The sequence below is a fragment of the Johannesbaptistia floridana genome (genome assembly GCF_057440575.1).
In genome coordinates this window covers 15,797-35,462 of sequence record NZ_JALKVM010000368.1, presented here as the reverse complement: position 1 = coordinate 35,462, position 19,666 = coordinate 15,797, and the positions used below count along the sequence as shown (strand labels likewise).

Here is a 19,666-nt window from a genome sequence, read left to right as displayed (position 1 = left end):
TAACTACGTCTATAGTAAGAAATAAAGTTTTAACTTGTCTAACCTCCATAACTTAATCCTGTCTGCATCTCTTGCCACCTTGTCACCCCATCAGCGCTCATACTTGCGCCCTAGCAGTGCTCTTGCTTGGTGGTTTGGTGGTTTCAGGTCAACGGTTACACAAAAAGCGAACATGATATTACCGCTTGAGTTGATGATTAGTCAATAAATTTTGGAAATCTTGCAAAAGTTTATCTCCCCAAAGATGTGCCGCTAAATAGTCAAAATTACTCAATTCTGGCTTGAGTTTTAAAGCTGTTTCTGCTAGAGATAATCCCTGGTCTTTTTTTTCTTGATGATAGAGAGAAATAGCGATCGCCAACTGCACCATTTCCGAGTTAAAATTATCTCCTGATTGAATTGTTTCCCATTTACTCAAAGCAGATTCAGTTAAACCCCGCTCATATTCAACTAAACCTATATTAAAATTAGCTTCTCCTAACTGAGGATTAAGAGCAACTACTTGATAATAATCAGATAATGCTTGAGGATATTCTTGTTGATAATGATAAACCATACCCCGACACAAATAACCTTCAGCTAAATTAGGTTGTAATTTGATAGCTTGATTACAATCGGCGATCGCCTCTTGATAAGCTTTATCTTTTATTTTTACTCTACCCCGATACATATAAGCCAGAGAAGAGGGATTAAGATTAATTGCTTCACTCAGGGCATTTTCTGCTTCAGAATATCGTTGTAACTTTTGAAGGGTAAAGCCTTTAAGTAAATATAATTGAGAATCTTGAGGATTGAGTGTAATTGCTTGTTGATAGGCAGACAAGGCTTCTTGAAGACTACCAATTTTTAGTAGAATTGTACCTTTTTCTCGCCAGTAGGTGGAGATATTCGACTCTAGTTGAATAGCTTTTTCGATACTTACTAAAGCTGCGGTATAATTTTTTTGACCTTGATAAGCTAAAGCTTTGCCATAATAAGCCTTAGCTAAATCCGGTTTTAATTCAATTCCTTAACATTGACTGTAACCAGAAAATCTTGAGAGGTTTTCTCTAGTTTATCTTCTAATTTAGCTAAAGAATCATGATTAGGTTCAACTCTAGGAATATTTGGCTTTTCCCCATTCAATTGAGAAGTAATAATCATAGGTGCATCTAGCTGATTAATTTTCTCTATAGGAATAGCAAAACTCAACTTTTCAATTATCTCAATTAATTCATCACTAAGGCGTAATCCATCTTGATAAACATAAGCATTTTTAAGCACAGGAAAAGCGCCTGTGCCGTGAATAGCAATAACCTTTCCCTCTTCATTAAATACAGGACTTCCACTCATTCCTAGATTTGTCTCATTAGTATAGCCAATTTGATACCCACCTTTTAAGGCTTTTGTGGTGATATAAGATATTTTTCCTTCTGAAAAGGACATTTTGTCACTTCCTAAAGGAAATCCTGCCACAAAAACAGTTTGTCCATTTTCTAGATTTTTTTGTGTCTCTACATCTGCTAAGTTAACTAAGGAATAATTTTCTGATGAATCAAATTCTAGAATTGCCAAATCATTACCATTTTCAGAATCATCTTGAGCAATTAATCTAGCGGTGTGAATTTTTTGATCAGGAGTTTTTATTTGATAATTAGTCGTTAAATTAGTAACGTGAGAATTAGTTATAACCCAGTATTTATTATCTTTGTTAGCTATTAAAAATCCTGAACCTTTATTGTTATCTGCTAATACTTTCACAGTAACTGACCGAGCTATATTTTCAATCGTCGTTTCTGATTCTACTTGAGGAGGAGATTTGCGATTAAAGTTGGCAAAAGGAGGGGATGTACTTCTTTTTGGTTCAACTTTTGGGGGACTTGGAGATTGAGTGAGTTGATTTTGGTTTTTCTCAGTTAATTTAGCTAATACTAACCAGATTGTGCCGCTAACTATTAGTAGAGTGAGGCTAAAAATAATACTAACAGTAAGCTTGTTATTCTTGGTACTTTTAGTTAACCAATCAGTATATTTTTTATAATTCATTGAATATAAAACTCTTAACTCCAATAGTAAAATAGGGAAGAACACCCTACAGTTTAACCATAGGGTGCTAGTTGAGAAGAAATTAGTTGTAGCTATTCACCCGGTGTATTTCTAATAAAGCGATCAATGTCTACTTGAACAAAAATCTGAGGTTGACCACTTCCTGAGTTATGTCTCATAGGACCAAGTTGACGACCATCAAATAAATCCTCTAGATGTTTAATAAATTTTACAGTATCGTCTTCGGGACGCATTGTGATTAAAAGAGTATGACATTGACCATTGGCACTATTGGCGGTTCCATCTCGACTTTGGGCCGTACAAATAACTGGTTGATCATTGATGGTGCCGTTTGTCATGAGACCTAGAGTATTATTGTAATAAGCTTCTTGAAAACGAGGAGATACTTGTTCACAACGTGTTTGAGGGTCATATCCTGAGTTTTTGAAAAACTCTGATTCCCAGACAATCACAGGAATTTTCTTTTGGGGAGTCCAAATGAAGGTGGTGGGCATTTTTTGATTATTGTCTTGATCATAGCTATAGGCACAGATAAATTTGACATCGTTTTCTTGTGCATCAACTCGATTAAAATTGATGTTGAGACCAGCTAAAGCTAAGATAGTGCCAGTTAATAAACCAAAAGTTTTTTTTAAGGTAGTTTTCATGAGTTTTACTCCTAAGTTGTTTAGTGAGATAAAATTTTTTGATGTTTACATAGGTTTATGGTGTGAACTTTTTTTCTTATTACCTATTTCCTTTCTTAATAGTTAACTTGTACTCTCCTGTTTCACCAACGCTGTAAGCTCTAGCTATGATTATATATTCGCCATTCTCCGGTAATTCTACTTGTACTTTAGCATTGAAATTCCCTGGTGACATATCGTCATTTTGAGCGATTACTTCTTCTCGTTCTTCACTGAAAATCAATAGAGAAGGATCAATTTCGTCACTGGTCATTTCTATTTCATAGACACTCCCGGCTTCTCCTTTAAAAGGATAAGCATGAAAATAACTACCGTTGGGTAAAGTTGGATCTCCTTCCTCAAAAGAAGCAACCAGAGAATCAGCCTCAGGAGAAGGGTTAATTGGTTCTGGTTCAGGAGAAGGACGAGGAGGAGGTGGAGTAGGTTTAGGATTATCGCGTAATTGTTGTACCTCGGCTAAAAATGGTTCAAGTACATCACTTGTGATGGCAAAACCTAAGCCATCGCTCCCTCCTTTTACTGAACGAATAAAAGTATTAATACCAATAACTTCTGCTTGAGAGTTTAGTAAAGGACCACCAGAGTTACCGGGATTAATTGCTGCATCATGTTGAATTAAATTATTATTAGCCTCTATCCTGCTAACAATTCCTTGAGTAAAAGTATTTCTTAATCCTAATGGACTGCCAATTGCATACACAGACTGACCCACTCTAACTTGATCTTCTTGTGCAAACAACAAGGGTGGAAAATTATTTCCATCTCGAATTTTTAAAGCTGCTAAATCGGCCTTAGGATGATAAGCAATTACATCAGCTAATAGTTCTCTACCGTCTGAGATAATTACAGTTACGGGAGATTGAGCTTCATCAACTACGTGAGTATTAGTGAGAATGATACCGTTAGACTGGACAATAAAACCACTACCGATACTATTTCCGGCTCTAATTGAAACTACGGAAGGATTAGCTTGTCTGTAGACTTCCATTCTAGTTTCTTCGGCTTCATCACCAATATTGTCATTCCTGGGAGGTTTTGGCGGTTCAGGATCCGGTATTTCAGTTGAATCAGCTACAGGAGATGCCTGTTCCTCATCGGCCTCTTCAACACCATCTTGGACATTTTCTGCCGTTTCGGTTTCTATTGTTTCCCTAGTGTCTGTAGTTGAATTAGAGGAGGTTTGGGGTTGATAGCAACCAACCATACCAGTAGCTAAAATACTAGCTACTATTGTAATTTTTATGATTTCCAAGGATTTGCAATACATTTTCATCTTCTCAACTTATTGTGACCTCCATTATCTAATCTAACGGCAGTGATTACGGAAATTATGCAAAACTACTGAAAATATTTTTTTTAGTAATGAATGAGGGTAAAGATGCAAGATCTGAGTTTAAGGTGTTGGCGATCGCGAAACTATTTCCACGTATTTAACTATATGATTATCTACTTTTTTGAGCTGGAGTTTGAGCAAAACGCATAAAAATAGGAATATTGACAGTTAACTTAAGATGTATTGACAGTTAAATTTATATACTATGCCGAATTAAAAATTGAGAAATAGACTTGACTAGAACTATCTAGGGATCAAAGTTAAATTGTAGCGAACAGACTGATTGAGTCTTTGCCTGAAACAAAAATACTTATTAGTAAGAGTAAGAGTAATGAATTTAAATAATTTCGTCGTGCCATTAACTGAAGAAGCTTACAAAAAAGCTCATAATTTTAGCCAAAAACAGATAGAAGCGAACAAAGCTAAACAAGTTTATTACAATACGTTGGCTGTCTATGCAGTAAATTTCTATTGTCAATGTTTAGATGTTAGAACAGATATAGAAAATAGCGATAGTCAAAATATAATTTGGCAAACATTGAGTAATGTAGCTGACTTGACAATTATAGATGTGGGAAAATTAGAATGTAGATATTTTTTACCTGAAGCAACTCATTTACATATTCCTCCAGAAGTTTGGTTTAATAGAATAGGTTATGTAAGTGTGAGAATAGAAGAAGATAATTTTCAAGCAGTGTTAACAGGATTTATTACTCATGCTGATCGAGAATTAATAGGGTTAAATCAATTAAATAATCTGGAAAATATAATTGATTGTTTACAACCTAGTTATTCCAACTCAAGAGAAGAAAATATTAAGAGATTGACTGCGGCAACTTCTGCTTCTTTAATTAATTTGAATAATTGGCTTCAGGGAGTTTTTACCAAAGAGTGGAAAAGAACATCAGAAATTTTTGGAACTTCAAATCAAACATTAAATCTTGCTTTTACAAAGGGTTATCTTCAATCAGAAGCAGTAACTAGAGGTACAATCATTGACTTGGGTGTAGTAAATATTAACAGTCGAATATCTCTAGTTATTCAAATTCAGTCAGAGTCAGAGGATTCAATGGAAATATTAGTTCAGATAGTATCTTTGTCCCCTAATGAATATTTACCAGAAGGACTAACTTTAAGCAAAATAGAACCAAATAGTGATGATAATCAAGTTGTGGAAGTTAAGCCTCATGAACGAGTTATGCAGATGAATTTTGAGCAAATCAAAGAAAGTCAATTTACACTAAAGCTTGATTATCAATCATATAATTTTTGGTTACAGGAATTTGTGAGTTAAATAAAAATTATACGGCTAAAAACTCCTGAATTACTGCTTGAGTTAAATCGCAAGTAGCACCACTGGCAACTATACCACCTTTTTGCATGGCGTAATATTTATCGGCTTGACGGACAAAGTGTAAATGCTGTTCAACTAGTAACACAGAAATGCCAGTGGTGGCGATAATCTCACGGACGGCATTTTCTATTTCTAGAATAATTGAAGGTTGAATTCCTTCGGTAGGTTCGTCTAAAAGTAATAAATTCGGTTCACCCATTAAAGCGCGGGCGATCGCCAGTTGTTGTTGTTGTCCGCCACTTAAATCTCCTCCCATTCTCCCTAACATAGTTTTCAGTACGGGAAAAAGAGTAAAAATAGTTTCAGGTATCTCAGATTTTTTCTGTTTACGTTTACCTAAACTTTCTAACCCGAGGAGTAAATTTTCTTTGACTGTGAGGCGGGGTATAATTTCTCTCCCTTGGGGGACATAACCTATACCTAGACGCGCACGTTTATCTGTAGAGAAACCCAAAATAGATTTATCTATATAGTTTATTTCTCCAGTTCGTGGTTGCAGTAACCCCATAATTGTTTTGAGTAAAGTAGTTTTACCCACTCCATTACGACCAATTAAGCAAACCATCTCTCCTGGAAAGATCTTTAAATCTACATTTCTAATAATGTGACTTTCGCCGTAGTAGACATTCAAGTTAGATATCTGCAACATTTTATTCATCATGCTGTTCTCCCAAATATACTTCTATTACTCTTGGGTCATTTTGTATCTCATCCATAGTCCCTTCGCATAATAAAGAACCTTGATGTAGCACGCTTACCTTACGAGCAATTTGTCTAACAAACTCCATATCGTGTTCAATCACTATGAGGGAATGACTTTCAGCCAAAGCTATTAATAAGGCGCCGACATTTTCAGTTTCTTCATCGGTTAAGCCTGCTACTGGTTCATCTACTAGGAGTAAATCGGGAGATTGTGCCACTAACATACCTATTTCTAAGCGTTGTTTTTCTCCGTGGGAAAGCAAACCTGCGGCTAAATCTGCCTTAGCCACTAGACCGATGGTTTCTAAAAGATTAATCACTTGAGAACTTTCTTGTTTTTTAGCTTGACCGAGAAGAGTAGCTAGAGAATTTTTATTTTGATTACAAATCAAATCTAGATTTTCTCTCACTGTGAGATTTAAATAAACTCTGGGGGTTTGAAATTTTCTGCCGATACCCATTCGAGATATTTTATATTCCGATAGTTTACGGAGATTGCGGCCTTTGAATAGGACATTTCCTTCAGTTGGTTGGACTTTCCCGGTAATTACGTCTAAAAAAGTGGTTTTTCCTGCACCATTAGGACCAATAATTACTCTCAACTCTCCTGTATCCATACTAAAGTTTAATTGATTGAGGGCTTTAAAACCATCGAAACTGACGGTTAAATTTTCTATAGCCAGAATCTTCTCACTCATCTTATTGTTCTATTTCTTCTCTTTCTTGTTGTACTTCGGGATCTTCTTCTAAACTTGGATAAGTTACCATCGGTTGGCGGATACCGAGTAAAGAGGAAAGTTTTGGCCACACTGTTTCTCGCCACCAGCCGACAATACCATTAGGGAGTACTGTAACTACAATTAAGAATAAAGCCCCTTGGAAAAATAACCAAACGGCGGGAAATTGTTCACTAAGTAAACTTTGGGCGATACGTACTATAAGTGTACCAATAATTGCTCCCACTAGGGTTCCTCTGCCTCCTACTGCTACCCAAATTACCATTTCAATGGAAAAAGCTACTTCCATCGCATTAGGGGTAATGATGCCTGTTTGTACAGTATACAGTGCTCCCGAAATTCCGGCGATCGCTCCTGAGATAGCAAATACTATCACCTTGTATCCTGTAGGGTTGTATCCAGAGAAGCGCATTCTAATTTCATCATCACGAATGGCGATTAAGGCGCGACCGAATCTTCCTGTTGTCAACCAGCGACAGAGAAAATAAATTAAAACTAAACATAAGATAGTTATTTGATAAAAAATTAGTTGCACTTTTGCTGAACTAACGATGACGCCAAAGATTGTTTCTGTATCTGTTTTTAATCCATTGGTCCCATTAATTAGTTTTTGTTGACCATTAAAAAAGTTAAAAAATACTAATAGAGAAGCTTGAGTTAGGATTGAAAAGTAAACTCCTTTGATGCGATTACGAAAAACTAGGTAACCCAGAAGTCCTGCTACGATAGCTGGTATTAACCACATTGCTATCAGAGTCAATGGTAATGATTTAAATGGTTCCCAAAACCAAGGTAATTCACTCACACCATAGAGGGTAAAGAATTCTGGTAATTCTCCTTCAGGAAGCTGCAATTTAAGATACATAGCGAAGGCATAGCCACCTAAGGCGAAGAAAATACCGTGACCTAAACTTAGTAAACCTGTGTAACCCCAAATCAAGTCAATACCTAAGGCTACAATGGCTAAAGCTAGGAATCTGCCTAGGAGTTTGAGGCGAAATTCTGATAAAACCGCCGGAAATAGTATACTAAAAAGTATTGCTATCCCTACTACTATAATTATTTCTCTGATAAGTTTTTTTCGCTGCTGCTGAGATTTTGTCTTCATGATTCTACCAGATAAATCTTTTCTATAATTGGGCCGTGCGACCTTTCGGTGGAAAGATACCTGCCGGTTTTACTTGTAAAAAGGCAATAATTAAAGCAAAAATCAGCACTTTGGCCATACTAGTAGTTGCAAAAAAGTTTAAAACTTCTATCAATGGGGCTAAAAATTCTACTGGAGAGAGAAATATTGCTAGAAGTCCAGATCCCACTAAGTAACTGATAATTCCTATTGCTAATGCTGCTATAACTGAACCCAACAGATTACCAACTCCACCAACAACCACTACCATAAATGTGTCTACTATATAGTTTTGTCCTGTATTTGGTCCCACCGGACCTAGTAAACTTATAGCACATCCGGCTATTCCTGCTAATCCCGAACCAAGGGCAAAAGTTAGCGCATCCACTGTGTCTGTTGGAATACCTAAGCAAGCGCTCATACTTCTATTTTGGGTAACTGCACGAATTCTTAAACCCCAACTGGAGTAGTTGAGAAACCAAAAAGTTGCTAACAAACACAAAATAGTGAGAGTGAGAATGAATATTCTGGTGTAGGGTATTTGAAAAGCATCCATAACTGGAAGTCCTCCCCGTAACCATTCTGGTGCGGTTACATCAACGTTTCTAGCACTAAACCAGGGTTTTGCTAGGGATTGTGAATTTTCTTGAGTAAATATTAATCTAGTACCAAAGTAGGCGATCGCGCTTGATAAGATAAATAAAACTATTTTTGCCCAACTGCGAATATTTACCCAATTACTTTGTTTTTTCAATAAATACAGACCACCGAAAAAGAGTAAACAAAATACACCTATACCAATTACTAGTAAACCGTTTACACTTCTTACGAATTGTCGCAAAATTAGGCTAACTCCCCAGGTAGCTAGTAAGGTTTCTAAAGGGCGACCATAGAGGTAGCGAATCACGCCTTTTTCCAAGATTAGACCCATCAAAGCTGAGACAATAAAAGCCGCAGGTATGGCTACTAGGATATAATAGTTAAACCAGGGGTCTCCCCAACTTTTAAAGATATTTTGCACTACGTATGTGGTGTATCCTCCTAGCATAATCAACTCACCATGGGCAAGATTAATTACACCCATTAGCCCAAAAACTATAGCTAGTCCTAAGGCTGCTATGAGTAATACAGCTCCAATACTTATGCCATTGAAAATACTATCTACAAACAAAGACCACATAATTTGGTTACCTTTTAAATTGAAAATTAAACCGGGACATTTTGGCTGGTAGTCATGTATTAGCTTTTAGGTAGAATTGTTTTAAATAACGAAAAAAGTTATTATGCTAGATAAGTATGAGGGAAGTGTAGGAATTATCAAGACTTCAAGGTTTGGCAGTGATGAAAAAATACCTAGGAAAGAAAGAAAAACCAGCTCCCATTTTACCTAACACCGCTTCACCTGACATCTCTTCTCAACTAGCTTGTCCCGCATTAAGTTAGTCCTCATTATTATTTACTTACATTTGATATTTACCGCCTTTACTGGGGTCACTCCAATCGCAGGCTAATCCTTTTGTTTCTGGTACGTACTGATTCCATGGTATAGGATCTATGGGACCCTCGGTACTCCATACTATGTCAAATAAACCATCATCTCTAACTTGACCGATACGGACAGTTTTAGAGATGTGGTGATTATTTTGCATGGTAACTAGTCCTTCTGGTGCCTCAAATTGTTGACCTAAGGCTGCTTTTCTCACGGCTTCTAAATCAGTAGTTCCTGCGGTTTCTACGGCCTGTTTCCAAAGATAAACCATGATATAAGCTGCTTCCATGGGATCGTTGGTCACGCGGTCTTCTCCGTATTCTGTTTTAAAGGCTTGAACAAATTTTTGATTGGCGGGAGTATCTACGGTTTGGAAGTAATTCCAAGCTGCATAGTGACCTACTAAATATTCTTTACCAATTTGTCTTACTTCTTCTTCGGCAATACTCACTGACATGACTGGATATTTATCTGGAGTTATACCTAAGCCTTGTATCTGTTTAAAGAAAGCTACGTTACTATCACCGTTTAGACTGTTAAATATTACTCCACCAGTGGGTAAAGTTGCTCTAATTTTAGCTACTATGGGAGTAACTTCAGTACTGCCTAGGGGTATATAATCTTCCCCTACTGTTTTACCTCCTTTTGCTTTTAGTTGTTCTTTGATGATGGTATTGGCGGTACGAGGAAAGACATAGTCTGAACCTACTAGGAAAAAGTTTTGACCTTTGTTTTCTAGCAACCAGTCTACAGCAGGTTCAATTTGTTGATTAGGTGCTGCCCCAGTGTAAAATATGTTTTTAGAGCATTCTTGACCTTCGTATTGTACTGGGTACCAAAGCATGTGGTTTTTGGATTCAAAAACTGGTAACACTGCTTTACGGCTTGCGGAAGTCCAACAACCAAATACTGTGACTACTTGGTCTTGGTCTATCAGTTTAGTGGCTTTTTCTGCGAAAGTGGGCCAATCTGAAGCGCCATCTTCTTCTATTGCTTCTATTTGTTTACCTAACACGCCTCCTGCGGCGTTAATTTCTTTGATGGCTAGTTTTTCTGCTTCTACTACTGTAGTTTCACTAATAGCCATGGTTCCACTGAGAGAGTGTAATATGCCTACTTTTATTGTATCTCCATCTGCTGCTTTAGCTTGGCGATCGCCACTTATTGCTTTTAGTAGAACACTTGTTCCTATTGCTGAAGATCCGTATACTAAAAATTTTCTCCGTCCTAATTTGCTCATTTTCAATTGCTAATCTTTTTCAAGTCTGTATAAAACTAAACTATACTAAACTTTAATTAACTGTTTAAATGTAGCTTTTAATACCAAAAATTAATTTGAATATGGTTTCAACTTTTTGCTTTTACTTTAACCAATGCTTCTACTAATTTCTCTTCAATAATAGGTTTACTTATATAATCATTCATTCCTACCTTTAAACATTTTTCTTGTTCTTCTGGAAATGTGTAGGCAGTAACAGCTATTATCCAGGGTTTCTCTAAGTTTTTATAATTTTTCCGAATTTCTTCTGTGGCTTTAATTCCATCCATTTTTGGCATTTCTATATCCATTAGAACTGCATCATAATCTGTTTCTTGTAGTTTCTTAACTGCTTCTAAACCATTCTCTACAACTTCTAACTGACAACTATATTTGCGCAACATCAGGGCTACAACTCTTTGATTAATCTGATTATCTTCTGCTAATAGTATTTTCAAACAACTCAATTTATCCTTATGGCATTCTAACAGATTTTTTCTTGTTTCTGACTCTAATGGAGTAGTCGTTTCAGAAATTGCTTCTAGTTTAACAGTAAAATAAAAACTAGCTCCTGGAGTTGATTTTGATTTACTTAAATCTACTTCAAAATCTAAAGGATAGTCTCCTGATACTACTCCTTGACTTACTACCCAAATTCTCCCTCCCATTACTTCACAAAGATGTTTACATATTGCTAGTCCCAAACCTGTACCCCCATATTTTCTCCCAACTGAATTATCTCCTTGGCTAAAGGGTTGAAAAATATTTTTATGGTTTTTTGGTGTTATGCCAATTCCAGTATCTTGCACTAAAAATTGTATTTTGTCACTCTGATCATCTTCGTGATATTGTTCCCTAATAACTACCTTTATTTCTCCTTGTTCGGTAAATTTTACCGCATTACTTAGTAAATTAAGCAGTATTTGCTTAATTAAATTAGCATCTCCTTTGTAGTGACTAGGTAAATTTTCAGAGATAGTATAGCTAAATTTTACCTTGTTTGTATTGATTTGGGGAATAATCAAATCTTTTATTTCTTCAACTAAAGTTTCTAAAGTAAATTTTATATTTTCTGTTTTTATTTTTCCTGATTCAAATTTAGCATAATCTAAGACATCATTAATGATGTGTAATAATATTTCTCCACTTTTTTGAATAAGTTCTACATAGTGTTTCTGTTCAGAATTTAAATCACTTTGCATCAGCATATTAGTCATTCCTATTATGCCATTCATGGGAGTACGCAGTTCATGATTAATTATGGACAAAAACTTGCTTTTAGATTGATTAGCTATTTCTGCACTTTTTTTCGCTTCACTGAGTTTAGAATTTTGTTCAGCTAGTTTTCTCTCTACTTGTTTTCTTTCACGAATATCTCTAGCAGCTAAACAGAATACCTCTTGATCATAATAATTAATTAGACTCAGGTTAATTTCTACATCAATGGCTGAACCATTTTTTGTTTTATAAAGAGATTCTAAGGACAAAGGTTGTTGAATTTGGATAATTTTATTCAAATAACCGTTAATTACTTCATCATCCATAAGTATTAAATCATAAATAGTTAAACTCAACGCTTCTTTTATAGAATAACCTGATAAGTTACAATGAGCTTGATTACATTCTAAAACTCTTTTTGCTTTAAAATCCACTAAAATGATACTTTCGCCAATTTGTTCAACAACAGCTTTATATTTTTCTTCATTTTCCTTAGCTGCCATTTCGATTCTTTTTTGTTCGTTTAAGTCAATTAAATATATCCTAATTAATTGTTCATTTTTTAAATAATGGGCGTATTGTAACAACAAATTTTTTTCTATTTGGATTTCACCTACTAAAACCTGATCTTGATTTTTATTTAATTCCTCGACTATTTCTGTAAAAGCTGGATGCTTGTATTGTAATTCTTGCAAAAATCGAAATTTTAACTCTGCTGTTTCATTTATATAAATAATTTTGCCTTTTTTATTCAGTTCAATAATGCCATAAGACATTAAATCGTAACCCTTGTTTAAGCGATTTAAAAAATCATCTTGTTCATAAATTGGGATAGTTTTTCTAGATTCATCTAGTATAGATAACTTCAGATTATTACTTTTGTCTAGTTTGGCAAAATTGCTTCTTTCTTTTGCTTGACAATAGTAGTAAATTTCTATATGATTAGCGATTAAAATTTTATCTTGATTTTTTAATTCATAAGATGATACCCTTTGATTATTAACGGTAATACCATTAGTACTTTTGTTTCCCTGTAAATCACCATCAATTATCCAATAACTAAAATTATCTTCTGTATTGTTATATTTAACTTTAACTATAGTAGCATGATGGCGAGATAGTAGATGGGATTTAATAACAATAGAATTATTTGAATGACGTCCAATTGAATAAACATTATCTACAAGTTGAATAGTATTTGTATATAGATTACTCTTAATAGTTATTGAGTGTTGAGCATTCATGTTTATTTGATCCATTGTTGTGACTAATAGAAGAAATATTTATTTAGTTAATAAGCAATTTATCATCATCTTCCTCTTACTTATTTTAACTTATATTTAATTGCGTGAGATTTGATAGTGAGTTAAATTCCATAAAGTAAAATAACTAAAAAAGGAGTAATCACAGCAATAAAAAGGTTAAGAGGAGTGCCAACGCGGACAAAATCGAGAAATTTATAACCTCCGGGACCATAAATCATGGTATTAGTTTGATAGCCGATGGGAGTCATAAAACAATTAGAAGCAGCAAACATAACAGTTAACACGAAAACATAAGGATCCAACCCTAGAGTAACTGCGACCTTGATACCTAAAGGCACCATCAAAACCACTGAAGCATTATTAGATAAAATTGAGGTTAAAATCGTAGTAATCAGGGAAAAAAAGCAGAGAATCCAATAACCATTTAAATTCCCTCCCATACTAGTTAGTGTAGTCGCCAACCATTCTGTAGTTCCTGATTCATCCATAGCGATACCTAGAGGAATTAATCCAGCGAGTAAAAAAATCACATCCCAACGCACAGCACCATAAATCTCCCCAGGTTTTAAACAACCAGTAATAACCATAAGAATTACCCCAGTTAGAGAACTAACTAAAATGGGTAACCAATTAAAAGCAGAGACTAAAACCACTCCAATGATAATAGCCAGAGAAATCAATGCTTTATCCTGTCTGAGACTTTCTACATCTCGTTGGTCAATTACTAACAAATCGCGACTAGTTTGTAAACCCAAAAAACTCTCTTTTGGTCCTTGTACAAGTAATAAATCGCCAAATTTAAGAGAAGTCTTACCAAGACGATCTCTAAGTATTTCCTGGCCTCGTTTTATCGCTAATACTGTAGCATTGTACCGTTGACGAAAGCGTAAATCCTTAAGAGTAGAGCCAATTAAGTTAGAGTTATATAAAATCAGCACTTCAGCAACTTTCTCTTCCCCAGAAGTTAATTCTGCTTCTAACTCACTAAACTTGACTTCAGGGAGAATTTCTACCCCTCTTTCTTCCTTGATACTCATCAACTCCTCGCTACTGCCGCGAATCAGTAAAATATCACCGGCGCTGAGTTTTTTATCAGCTAAAGGTTGGGGAAAATGGTTGCCATTGTGGATTATTTCTAAAACGTCGATATCAAACTTACGCTGTAACGCGCTTTCCCTTAGAGTTTGGCCAATTAAATTAGAGCGTGGATTAATAATAATTTCGGTGACAAAGTCTTTTAATTTATAATCATCACCCACCAATTCACTATTAGCAGGTTTGCGGTCTGGTATAAGTTTAGGACAAATAAAAGCTAAATAAATTAATCCCAAGATAAAAATAATTATTCCTAGAGGAGTAAATTGAAAAATCCCAATTGCTGGATAACCCATTTGTTCATAAATACCACTAGCTAAAATATTAGTAGAAGTTCCCAAGAGAGTAATCATGCCTCCCAAGATAGTACTAAATGACAAGGGCATCAACAGTTTAGAAACGGAGATTCCTTGTTTTTTGGACCAATCTTCCACTATAGGCAGGAAAATAGCGACTACGGCTGTATTATTGATTAAGCCACTAATGGGACCTACTAACAAACCCATAGTAATGATTTGTTGAACAGGATTTTTTCCACCCCAGTTGAGTAGCCAATCTCTGACAATTTGAATAACACCAGTGCGACTAACTCCGGCACTCAGAATAAACATAGACATTACTGTAATTGTTGCTGGATTACTAAAACCAGATATTCCCTGTTCTGGAGTGACTAGATTGAGAATAATTAAAATCACAGCTATTAATAAAGCTGTTATATCCACAGGCAACCATTCAGTAATGAATAAAACTAGGGCCAGACCAACAACAGCAAAGGTTAAAATTATCTCCATACAGTCTCAAAAATTTTTTCTTGAATTTAGCTGATTGTATCTTAGTTTAATTGAATCGGCAAAACAAATTAAGATAAATATAGTAGTTAAATGAAAAGATAAAGATGGAAGTTATCCCAGCTATTGATATTTTAGATGGTAATTGTGTAAGACTCTATCAGGGAGATTATCAACAAGCGCAAACATACGATAATAATCCTGTTGCTGTGGCTAAAACTTGGATAGAAAAAGGCGCTACTCGTCTTCATTTAGTGGACTTAGATGGGGCAAAAGCTGGCCATCCTGTTAACTTAGAGACAATTAAAGCAATTATCGCTGCGGTATCTGTGCCTATTCAAGTCGGTGGGGGTTTACGCACCCTAGATAGTTTACAGACATTAATTAATTTGGGGGTGGAAAAAGTTATTATTGGTACTGTGGCGGTGGAGAAACCACAACAAGTGCAACAATGGTGTCAACAGTTACCCGGACAAGTAATGATTGGTATTGATGCTAGAGACGGTAAAGTGGCAACTAGAGGGTGGTTAGAAACTTCTACAGTTACCGCTATTGATTTAGCTAAACAATTTGAATCAGTTGCCGCAGGAATTATTTATACTGATATCCAGCGAGATGGCACTTTGTCGGGTCCTAATTTGCCTGCTTTGAGAGAATTAGCCTCCGCCGTAAATATACCCGTTATAGCTTCTGGTGGAGTTAGTTGTTTAACTGATTTGTTAAGCTTGTCAGCTTTAGAGACTAAAGGAGTGACGGGTGTGATTGTCGGGCGTGCTTTATATACTGGAGATGTAGATTTATCTGAAGCTATACAAGGGATTGGACCTGGAAGATTACAAGATGTAACTCTAGATGGTCCTACTTTTGCTTAGCTCACATCTTCTACCAGTACATAAGTACTGGTAGAAGATGTGAGTCAAAGGAAAATTTACTCTTGAGTTTATTTGTTACATATCCCAAGTATAAGCTATAGCAATGAGCCAATAGATGTTGACAAAAATGATGAAAAGCCCCCCTTGGTAAGGGGGGTTGGGGGGAAAAGTTAGTGATAAATGTTGTTAACACCACTGCGGTCACTGCTATAACTATCTTTGTATCATAGACTTTTTATTTGAGACTTTTTATCTGAGTTGGACCTAGATATTTAGATAAATAGGGAGAAAAAACCTCATAAATCAAAGTTAAGGGTTTACGGGCGTGCCAAAATAGATAATGTCTGCCCCAAAAGGGACCTTTTGCTTCAAAAGCAGTTTCTAGGGCTTGACAATTTCCATAATATATGCCTTGGACATCACGATATAGTTCTGTATGTAGGCGAGAGAGACTTTCCCAAATAGGTAAAGAGCGATTGCGAAGATACTCATCTACTAAACTAGCATCCCACCAGGAGGCAGCATAGGCTAATCTTTGTCCTGAGGCTGTGCGTAGCCATACTTGTCTTCTGACTCGGGGAGCTGGCACGGCGATAATGTCTTTGGGGGCACCATCTGGGTCTGTGCCAATCAAGGACATATCAATTAAATCTACCTCGGTGGCTTCTCCTGTAAGGAGACGTAAATGACGGGTGGGAGAGCCATCCCCAAGGAGCAATATTTGCCAAGGAGGTGCTAATTGAGTATGGGGTAATCCTGTTTTAATCGCCTCTTCTCCTCCTTGCCAAAGAGGAGTTAGGGCGTGCCATTCTTGGGGAGTAGTAATTTGTGAGTTGAATTTAGAAGTCGAAGTCAAGGTTCTTTACAAATCTTTATAATTCCTTAACTTCTGATCATAAACAATTATGAGAAAAGTTGCGAGGTAGATTAACAAACTCCAAAAACACGATGCTGTAAAGAAGGCATTTGACGGCGCACTTGTGCTAGTTTTTCTGGACTAATTTCGGCGATCGCCATTCCTGGAGCTTCTCCTGCATCTGCGATTACTGTCCCCCAGGGGTCAATAATCATGGCGTGGCCGTGGCTAAAACGGCGTTCGTAGTGGTTTCCCGTTTGTGCTGGGGCGATCACATAACAGGTATTTTCTATAGCCCTAGCTTGTAAAAGTACTTGCCAGTGGTCTTTTCCGGTGTAGGCAGTAAAAGCTGCTGGCACAAACAATACATCTGCCCCTTTTGCGGCTAGATGGCGATATAGTTCTGGAAATCTCACATCATAACAAATAGATAGCCCCAGGTTACCCAATTCTTCTGAAGGATAAACATCTGGTAATTTTTGACTATTCATTACTGTTTTTGACTCTTGATAAGTATTACCGTCGGGTAAATTGACATCAAATAGATGAGCTTTGTTATATTGTGCTAGTTCGGTTCCATCTGGGGCTACTAATGTAGCTTTGTTATAAGCCTTAGTTGGTTCTTCTGGCACCGGGACAGGGTAACCTCCTCCAAGAATAGTTACTTGAAAGCGCTGTGCCATCTTTTTTAAAAAGTTTTGAGTTTTACTGGCAATTTCTGGTGCTAAAGCTAGTTTCTCGTTTTCTTTACCCAAAAAAGCAAAATTTTCAGGTAAACAGACTAATTCTGCTCCACGATGCACAGCTAGTTCAATTAAATCTTCAGCCTCCCGCAAGTTTTTATCCAAGTCAGGCTTACTAGTCATTTGAATTGCAGCAGCTAGATATGATTTCATAGAAAAATAGTTGATGTAAATAATTGATATAGACTAGGGAATTATTAAAACAGGACAAGGAGAAAGATTAATTACCCGATTAGTAACACTTTCGGATCTACCTTCTTCGGTTAAGCCTAAGCCTCGACAACCCATAATAATTAAGTCAGCGTTTATTTCGTCAGCTAAATCACAAATAATAAAAGCTGGCATTCCCTCTTTTTCTACTGCTTCAGATTGTATCCCCTCTTGCTCAAAAAAGCCTTGAGTTTGTTGCAGTAATTGAGATACCGCTAGGGGTGAACTCATTTTTTCTGATTCTTGGGATGTTTGTTCTTGGTCAGTTTTTTCTACTACTGATAGTAAAACTAATTTGCTTTGGTGAATTTGCACTAGTTCTGCTACTGTTTTAGCAGCTTCATAAGCTTCTCGACTACGGTCCACGGGAAATAAGATTGTCTTGAACATCGTACTTCCTTTATATATTACTGTAAATTGTTATTTTCTATTTTCTCACACTTTAGACAATCTTCATGAATTCCCAATTCCGAATTCATAACGACTGCCTATCTTGCTTCTTTTTTAGTTCACAAGCCTAAAGGCCTGTTGCTAACCCCGGCTTGGAACCTTATTTTTTAGCTTCCCGATTGTATAATTTATTGGGCTACACACAAAACACGAAATCCATTCATGAAGCTCGGATCATCTCCCTTATGGTAGAGGCGACTTGCGGAGCGGCAATATCTGGGAATGCTGCTCCAGCATCCTCCACGCAAGACAATATACGTCTCCGAGTTATTTTTATAGGCACTGCCATCTCTTGGTGTATATTCATAATTATCTATATAATTATCTTCGCACCATTCACACACATTCCCGTACATATCGTATAAACCCCATTGATTGGGTTTTTTTTGCCCTACAGGGCGAGTTTGGTCATTAGAGTTATATCCATACCAAGCATAATCTTTTAACTTATCTCCATCTTCTCCAAAAAACCATTCTCCTGGGCTTCCTGCCCGACAGGCATATTCCCATTGGGCTTCACTGGGTAGCTTATATTCTCTCCCTGTCATTTGTGACAATTTTTGACAAAATTCTACAGCATCATGCCAACTTACATCCTCAACCGGGTTATTTTCCCCTCCAAAGTGAGAAGGATTGTTTCCCATCACTGCTTGATATTGAGATTGAGTAATCGGATATTTACCTAGATAAAATGGTTCACTGATGGTTACTAGATGTTTCATTTGCTCGTTACCATACTCATTACTACCCATCATAAATTCCCCTGTGGATATGTAAATTAAATCTAGTTTTACTCCACGAGGTAAATTTTCTGTGTAATCAGATTGTTTCTCTAGTTTTTTCTTCTCAGTTTGAGAGGGGAATGATGTTGTTGATAATAATTTGTTCTCGATTTTGCTTAATTTTTCGCTTAAAGCTTCCATGTCTACAGCTTTACTAAGACATTCGATTAATCGATTTTGTAAGCGTTCTTTTTCTAACTTTAGTTGTGATGTTTCTGTTTCTAATTCTTGAATCTTATCTTTTAATTGTGTTACAATTTCAGCGGATATTGCTGGTTTTTTCGTCTTTTCAATTTTTAATGCTTGTTGTAATTCTTGAATTTGACTTTGGTATTTACGGCTTGTTGTTGTATAGGCTTGAGTAAATTTTTGCCACATCAACTTCACTGACTCTAACTGTCGTTGTTGCTTTTCCACGTAAGCCATGGGAAGATCACTTAAATCACCAGGATAGGGTGTTAAATCATAACCACAGTTTTGACAGTTAGAAACTGTATCTTGATTTTCTTTTTGGCAAATAGGACATTTAATCATTTGTGTTGAGGTGCTAATTGATACTTTACATTTAATATAGATCGTTAAACAGATTTTTGGTAACCTCAATTAAGCTAAAAGTTAATTTTAATATAAAATATATTTATTTTGGCCATTAAATA

Annotated in this window: 17 protein-coding genes; 2 read left to right on the top strand and 15 right to left on the bottom strand. The window is 36.1% G+C overall.

Annotated elements, in window-relative coordinates; all coding sequences use genetic code 11:
- Positions 1–178: 178 nt before the first annotated feature.
- The 4 genes from MW688_RS20550 to MW688_RS20535 form a co-directional block, all read right to left on the bottom strand.
- Positions 179–1,006 carry a tetratricopeptide repeat protein gene (locus MW688_RS20550; RefSeq protein ID WP_486737888.1) on the bottom strand — a complete coding sequence of 276 codons (828 nt, stop codon included), beginning with the start codon at positions 1,004–1,006 and terminating at the stop codon, positions 179–181.
- Positions 997–2,025: a S1 family peptidase gene (locus tag MW688_RS20545; RefSeq protein WP_486737876.1), complete on the bottom strand. Its 1,029-nt coding sequence runs from the start codon at positions 2,023–2,025 to the stop codon at positions 997–999. Before MW688_RS20545 ends, MW688_RS20550 begins: the two co-directional genes overlap by 10 nt.
- Positions 2,026–2,117: 92 nt before the next feature.
- Complete coding sequence (locus tag MW688_RS20540) at positions 2,118–2,693, bottom strand: COP23 domain-containing protein (protein ID WP_486737875.1); 576 nt, start codon at positions 2,691–2,693, stop codon at positions 2,118–2,120.
- A 79-nt stretch (positions 2,694–2,772) separates the two neighbouring features.
- A complete protein-coding gene (locus MW688_RS20535; RefSeq protein ID WP_486737874.1) occupies positions 2,773–4,005 on the bottom strand; it encodes a S1C family serine protease in 1,233 nt (410 codons plus the stop codon).
- Positions 4,006–4,396: 391 nt separating this feature from the next.
- On the opposite strand from MW688_RS20535, the gene MW688_RS20530 reads away from it, so the two are divergent.
- A complete protein-coding gene (locus tag MW688_RS20530) occupies positions 4,397–5,359 on the top strand; it encodes a DUF1822 family protein (protein WP_486737873.1) in 963 nt (320 codons plus the stop codon).
- Positions 5,360–5,366: 7 nt separating this feature from the next.
- Here MW688_RS20530 and urtE read toward each other — a convergent pair whose 3' ends face one another.
- The 7 genes from urtE to MW688_RS20495 all read right to left on the bottom strand — a co-directional run bounded on the left by urtE (position 5,367) and on the right by MW688_RS20495 (position 15,100).
- The gene (gene urtE, locus MW688_RS20525; protein WP_486737887.1) at positions 5,367–6,068 is read right to left on the bottom strand and encodes an urea ABC transporter ATP-binding subunit UrtE; all 702 of its coding nucleotides are present in this window, start codon (positions 6,066–6,068) and stop codon (positions 5,367–5,369) included.
- 1 nt (position 6,069) lies between these two features.
- Positions 6,070–6,819 carry an urea ABC transporter ATP-binding protein UrtD gene (urtD, locus tag MW688_RS20520; protein ID WP_486737872.1) on the bottom strand — a complete coding sequence of 250 codons (750 nt, stop codon included), beginning with the start codon at positions 6,817–6,819 and terminating at the stop codon, positions 6,070–6,072.
- A 1-nt stretch (position 6,820) separates the two neighbouring features.
- Positions 6,821–7,966, bottom strand: a complete 1,146-nt coding sequence (gene urtC, locus MW688_RS20515) for an urea ABC transporter permease subunit UrtC (protein WP_486737871.1) — start codon at positions 7,964–7,966, stop codon at positions 6,821–6,823.
- 22 nt (positions 7,967–7,988) lie between these two features.
- Positions 7,989–9,164, bottom strand: coding sequence for an ABC transporter permease (locus MW688_RS20510; protein WP_486737870.1), 1,176 nt, complete (start codon positions 9,162–9,164; stop codon positions 7,989–7,991).
- A 280-nt stretch (positions 9,165–9,444) separates the two neighbouring features.
- Positions 9,445–10,713, bottom strand: coding sequence for an urea ABC transporter substrate-binding protein (urtA, locus tag MW688_RS20505; protein ID WP_486737869.1), 1,269 nt, complete (start codon positions 10,711–10,713; stop codon positions 9,445–9,447).
- A 107-nt stretch (positions 10,714–10,820) separates the two neighbouring features.
- Positions 10,821–13,208, bottom strand: a complete 2,388-nt coding sequence (locus MW688_RS20500) for an ATP-binding protein (protein ID WP_486737868.1) — start codon at positions 13,206–13,208, stop codon at positions 10,821–10,823.
- Positions 13,209–13,315: 107 nt separating this feature from the next.
- Positions 13,316–15,100: an SLC13 family permease gene (locus tag MW688_RS20495; RefSeq protein WP_486737867.1), complete on the bottom strand. Its 1,785-nt coding sequence runs from the start codon at positions 15,098–15,100 to the stop codon at positions 13,316–13,318.
- A 104-nt stretch (positions 15,101–15,204) separates the two neighbouring features.
- On the opposite strand from MW688_RS20495, the gene hisA reads away from it, so the two are divergent.
- The gene (hisA, locus tag MW688_RS20490) at positions 15,205–15,969 is read left to right on the top strand and encodes a 1-(5-phosphoribosyl)-5-[(5-phosphoribosylamino)methylideneamino]imidazole-4-carboxamide isomerase (RefSeq protein ID WP_486737866.1); all 765 of its coding nucleotides are present in this window, start codon (positions 15,205–15,207) and stop codon (positions 15,967–15,969) included.
- 235 nt (positions 15,970–16,204) lie between these two features.
- On the opposite strand, the gene MW688_RS20485 is transcribed toward hisA, so the two are convergent.
- From MW688_RS20485 to MW688_RS20470, 4 genes are all read right to left on the bottom strand, one after another.
- A complete protein-coding gene (locus MW688_RS20485; RefSeq protein ID WP_486737865.1) occupies positions 16,205–16,825 on the bottom strand; it encodes a chorismate lyase in 621 nt (206 codons plus the stop codon).
- A 71-nt stretch (positions 16,826–16,896) separates the two neighbouring features.
- Positions 16,897–17,721, bottom strand: coding sequence for a carbon-nitrogen hydrolase family protein (locus MW688_RS20480; protein WP_486737864.1), 825 nt, complete (start codon positions 17,719–17,721; stop codon positions 16,897–16,899).
- A gap of 33 nt (positions 17,722–17,754) precedes the next feature.
- Entirely contained in the window at positions 17,755–18,168 is a 414-nt protein-coding gene (locus tag MW688_RS20475; RefSeq protein ID WP_486737863.1) for a universal stress protein, read from the bottom strand.
- A 188-nt stretch (positions 18,169–18,356) separates the two neighbouring features.
- On the bottom strand, positions 18,357–19,544 hold the full coding sequence (locus MW688_RS20470; RefSeq protein WP_486737862.1) for a formylglycine-generating enzyme family protein: 1,188 nt from the start codon (positions 19,542–19,544) through the stop codon (positions 18,357–18,359).
- Positions 19,545–19,666 lie beyond the last annotated feature (122 nt).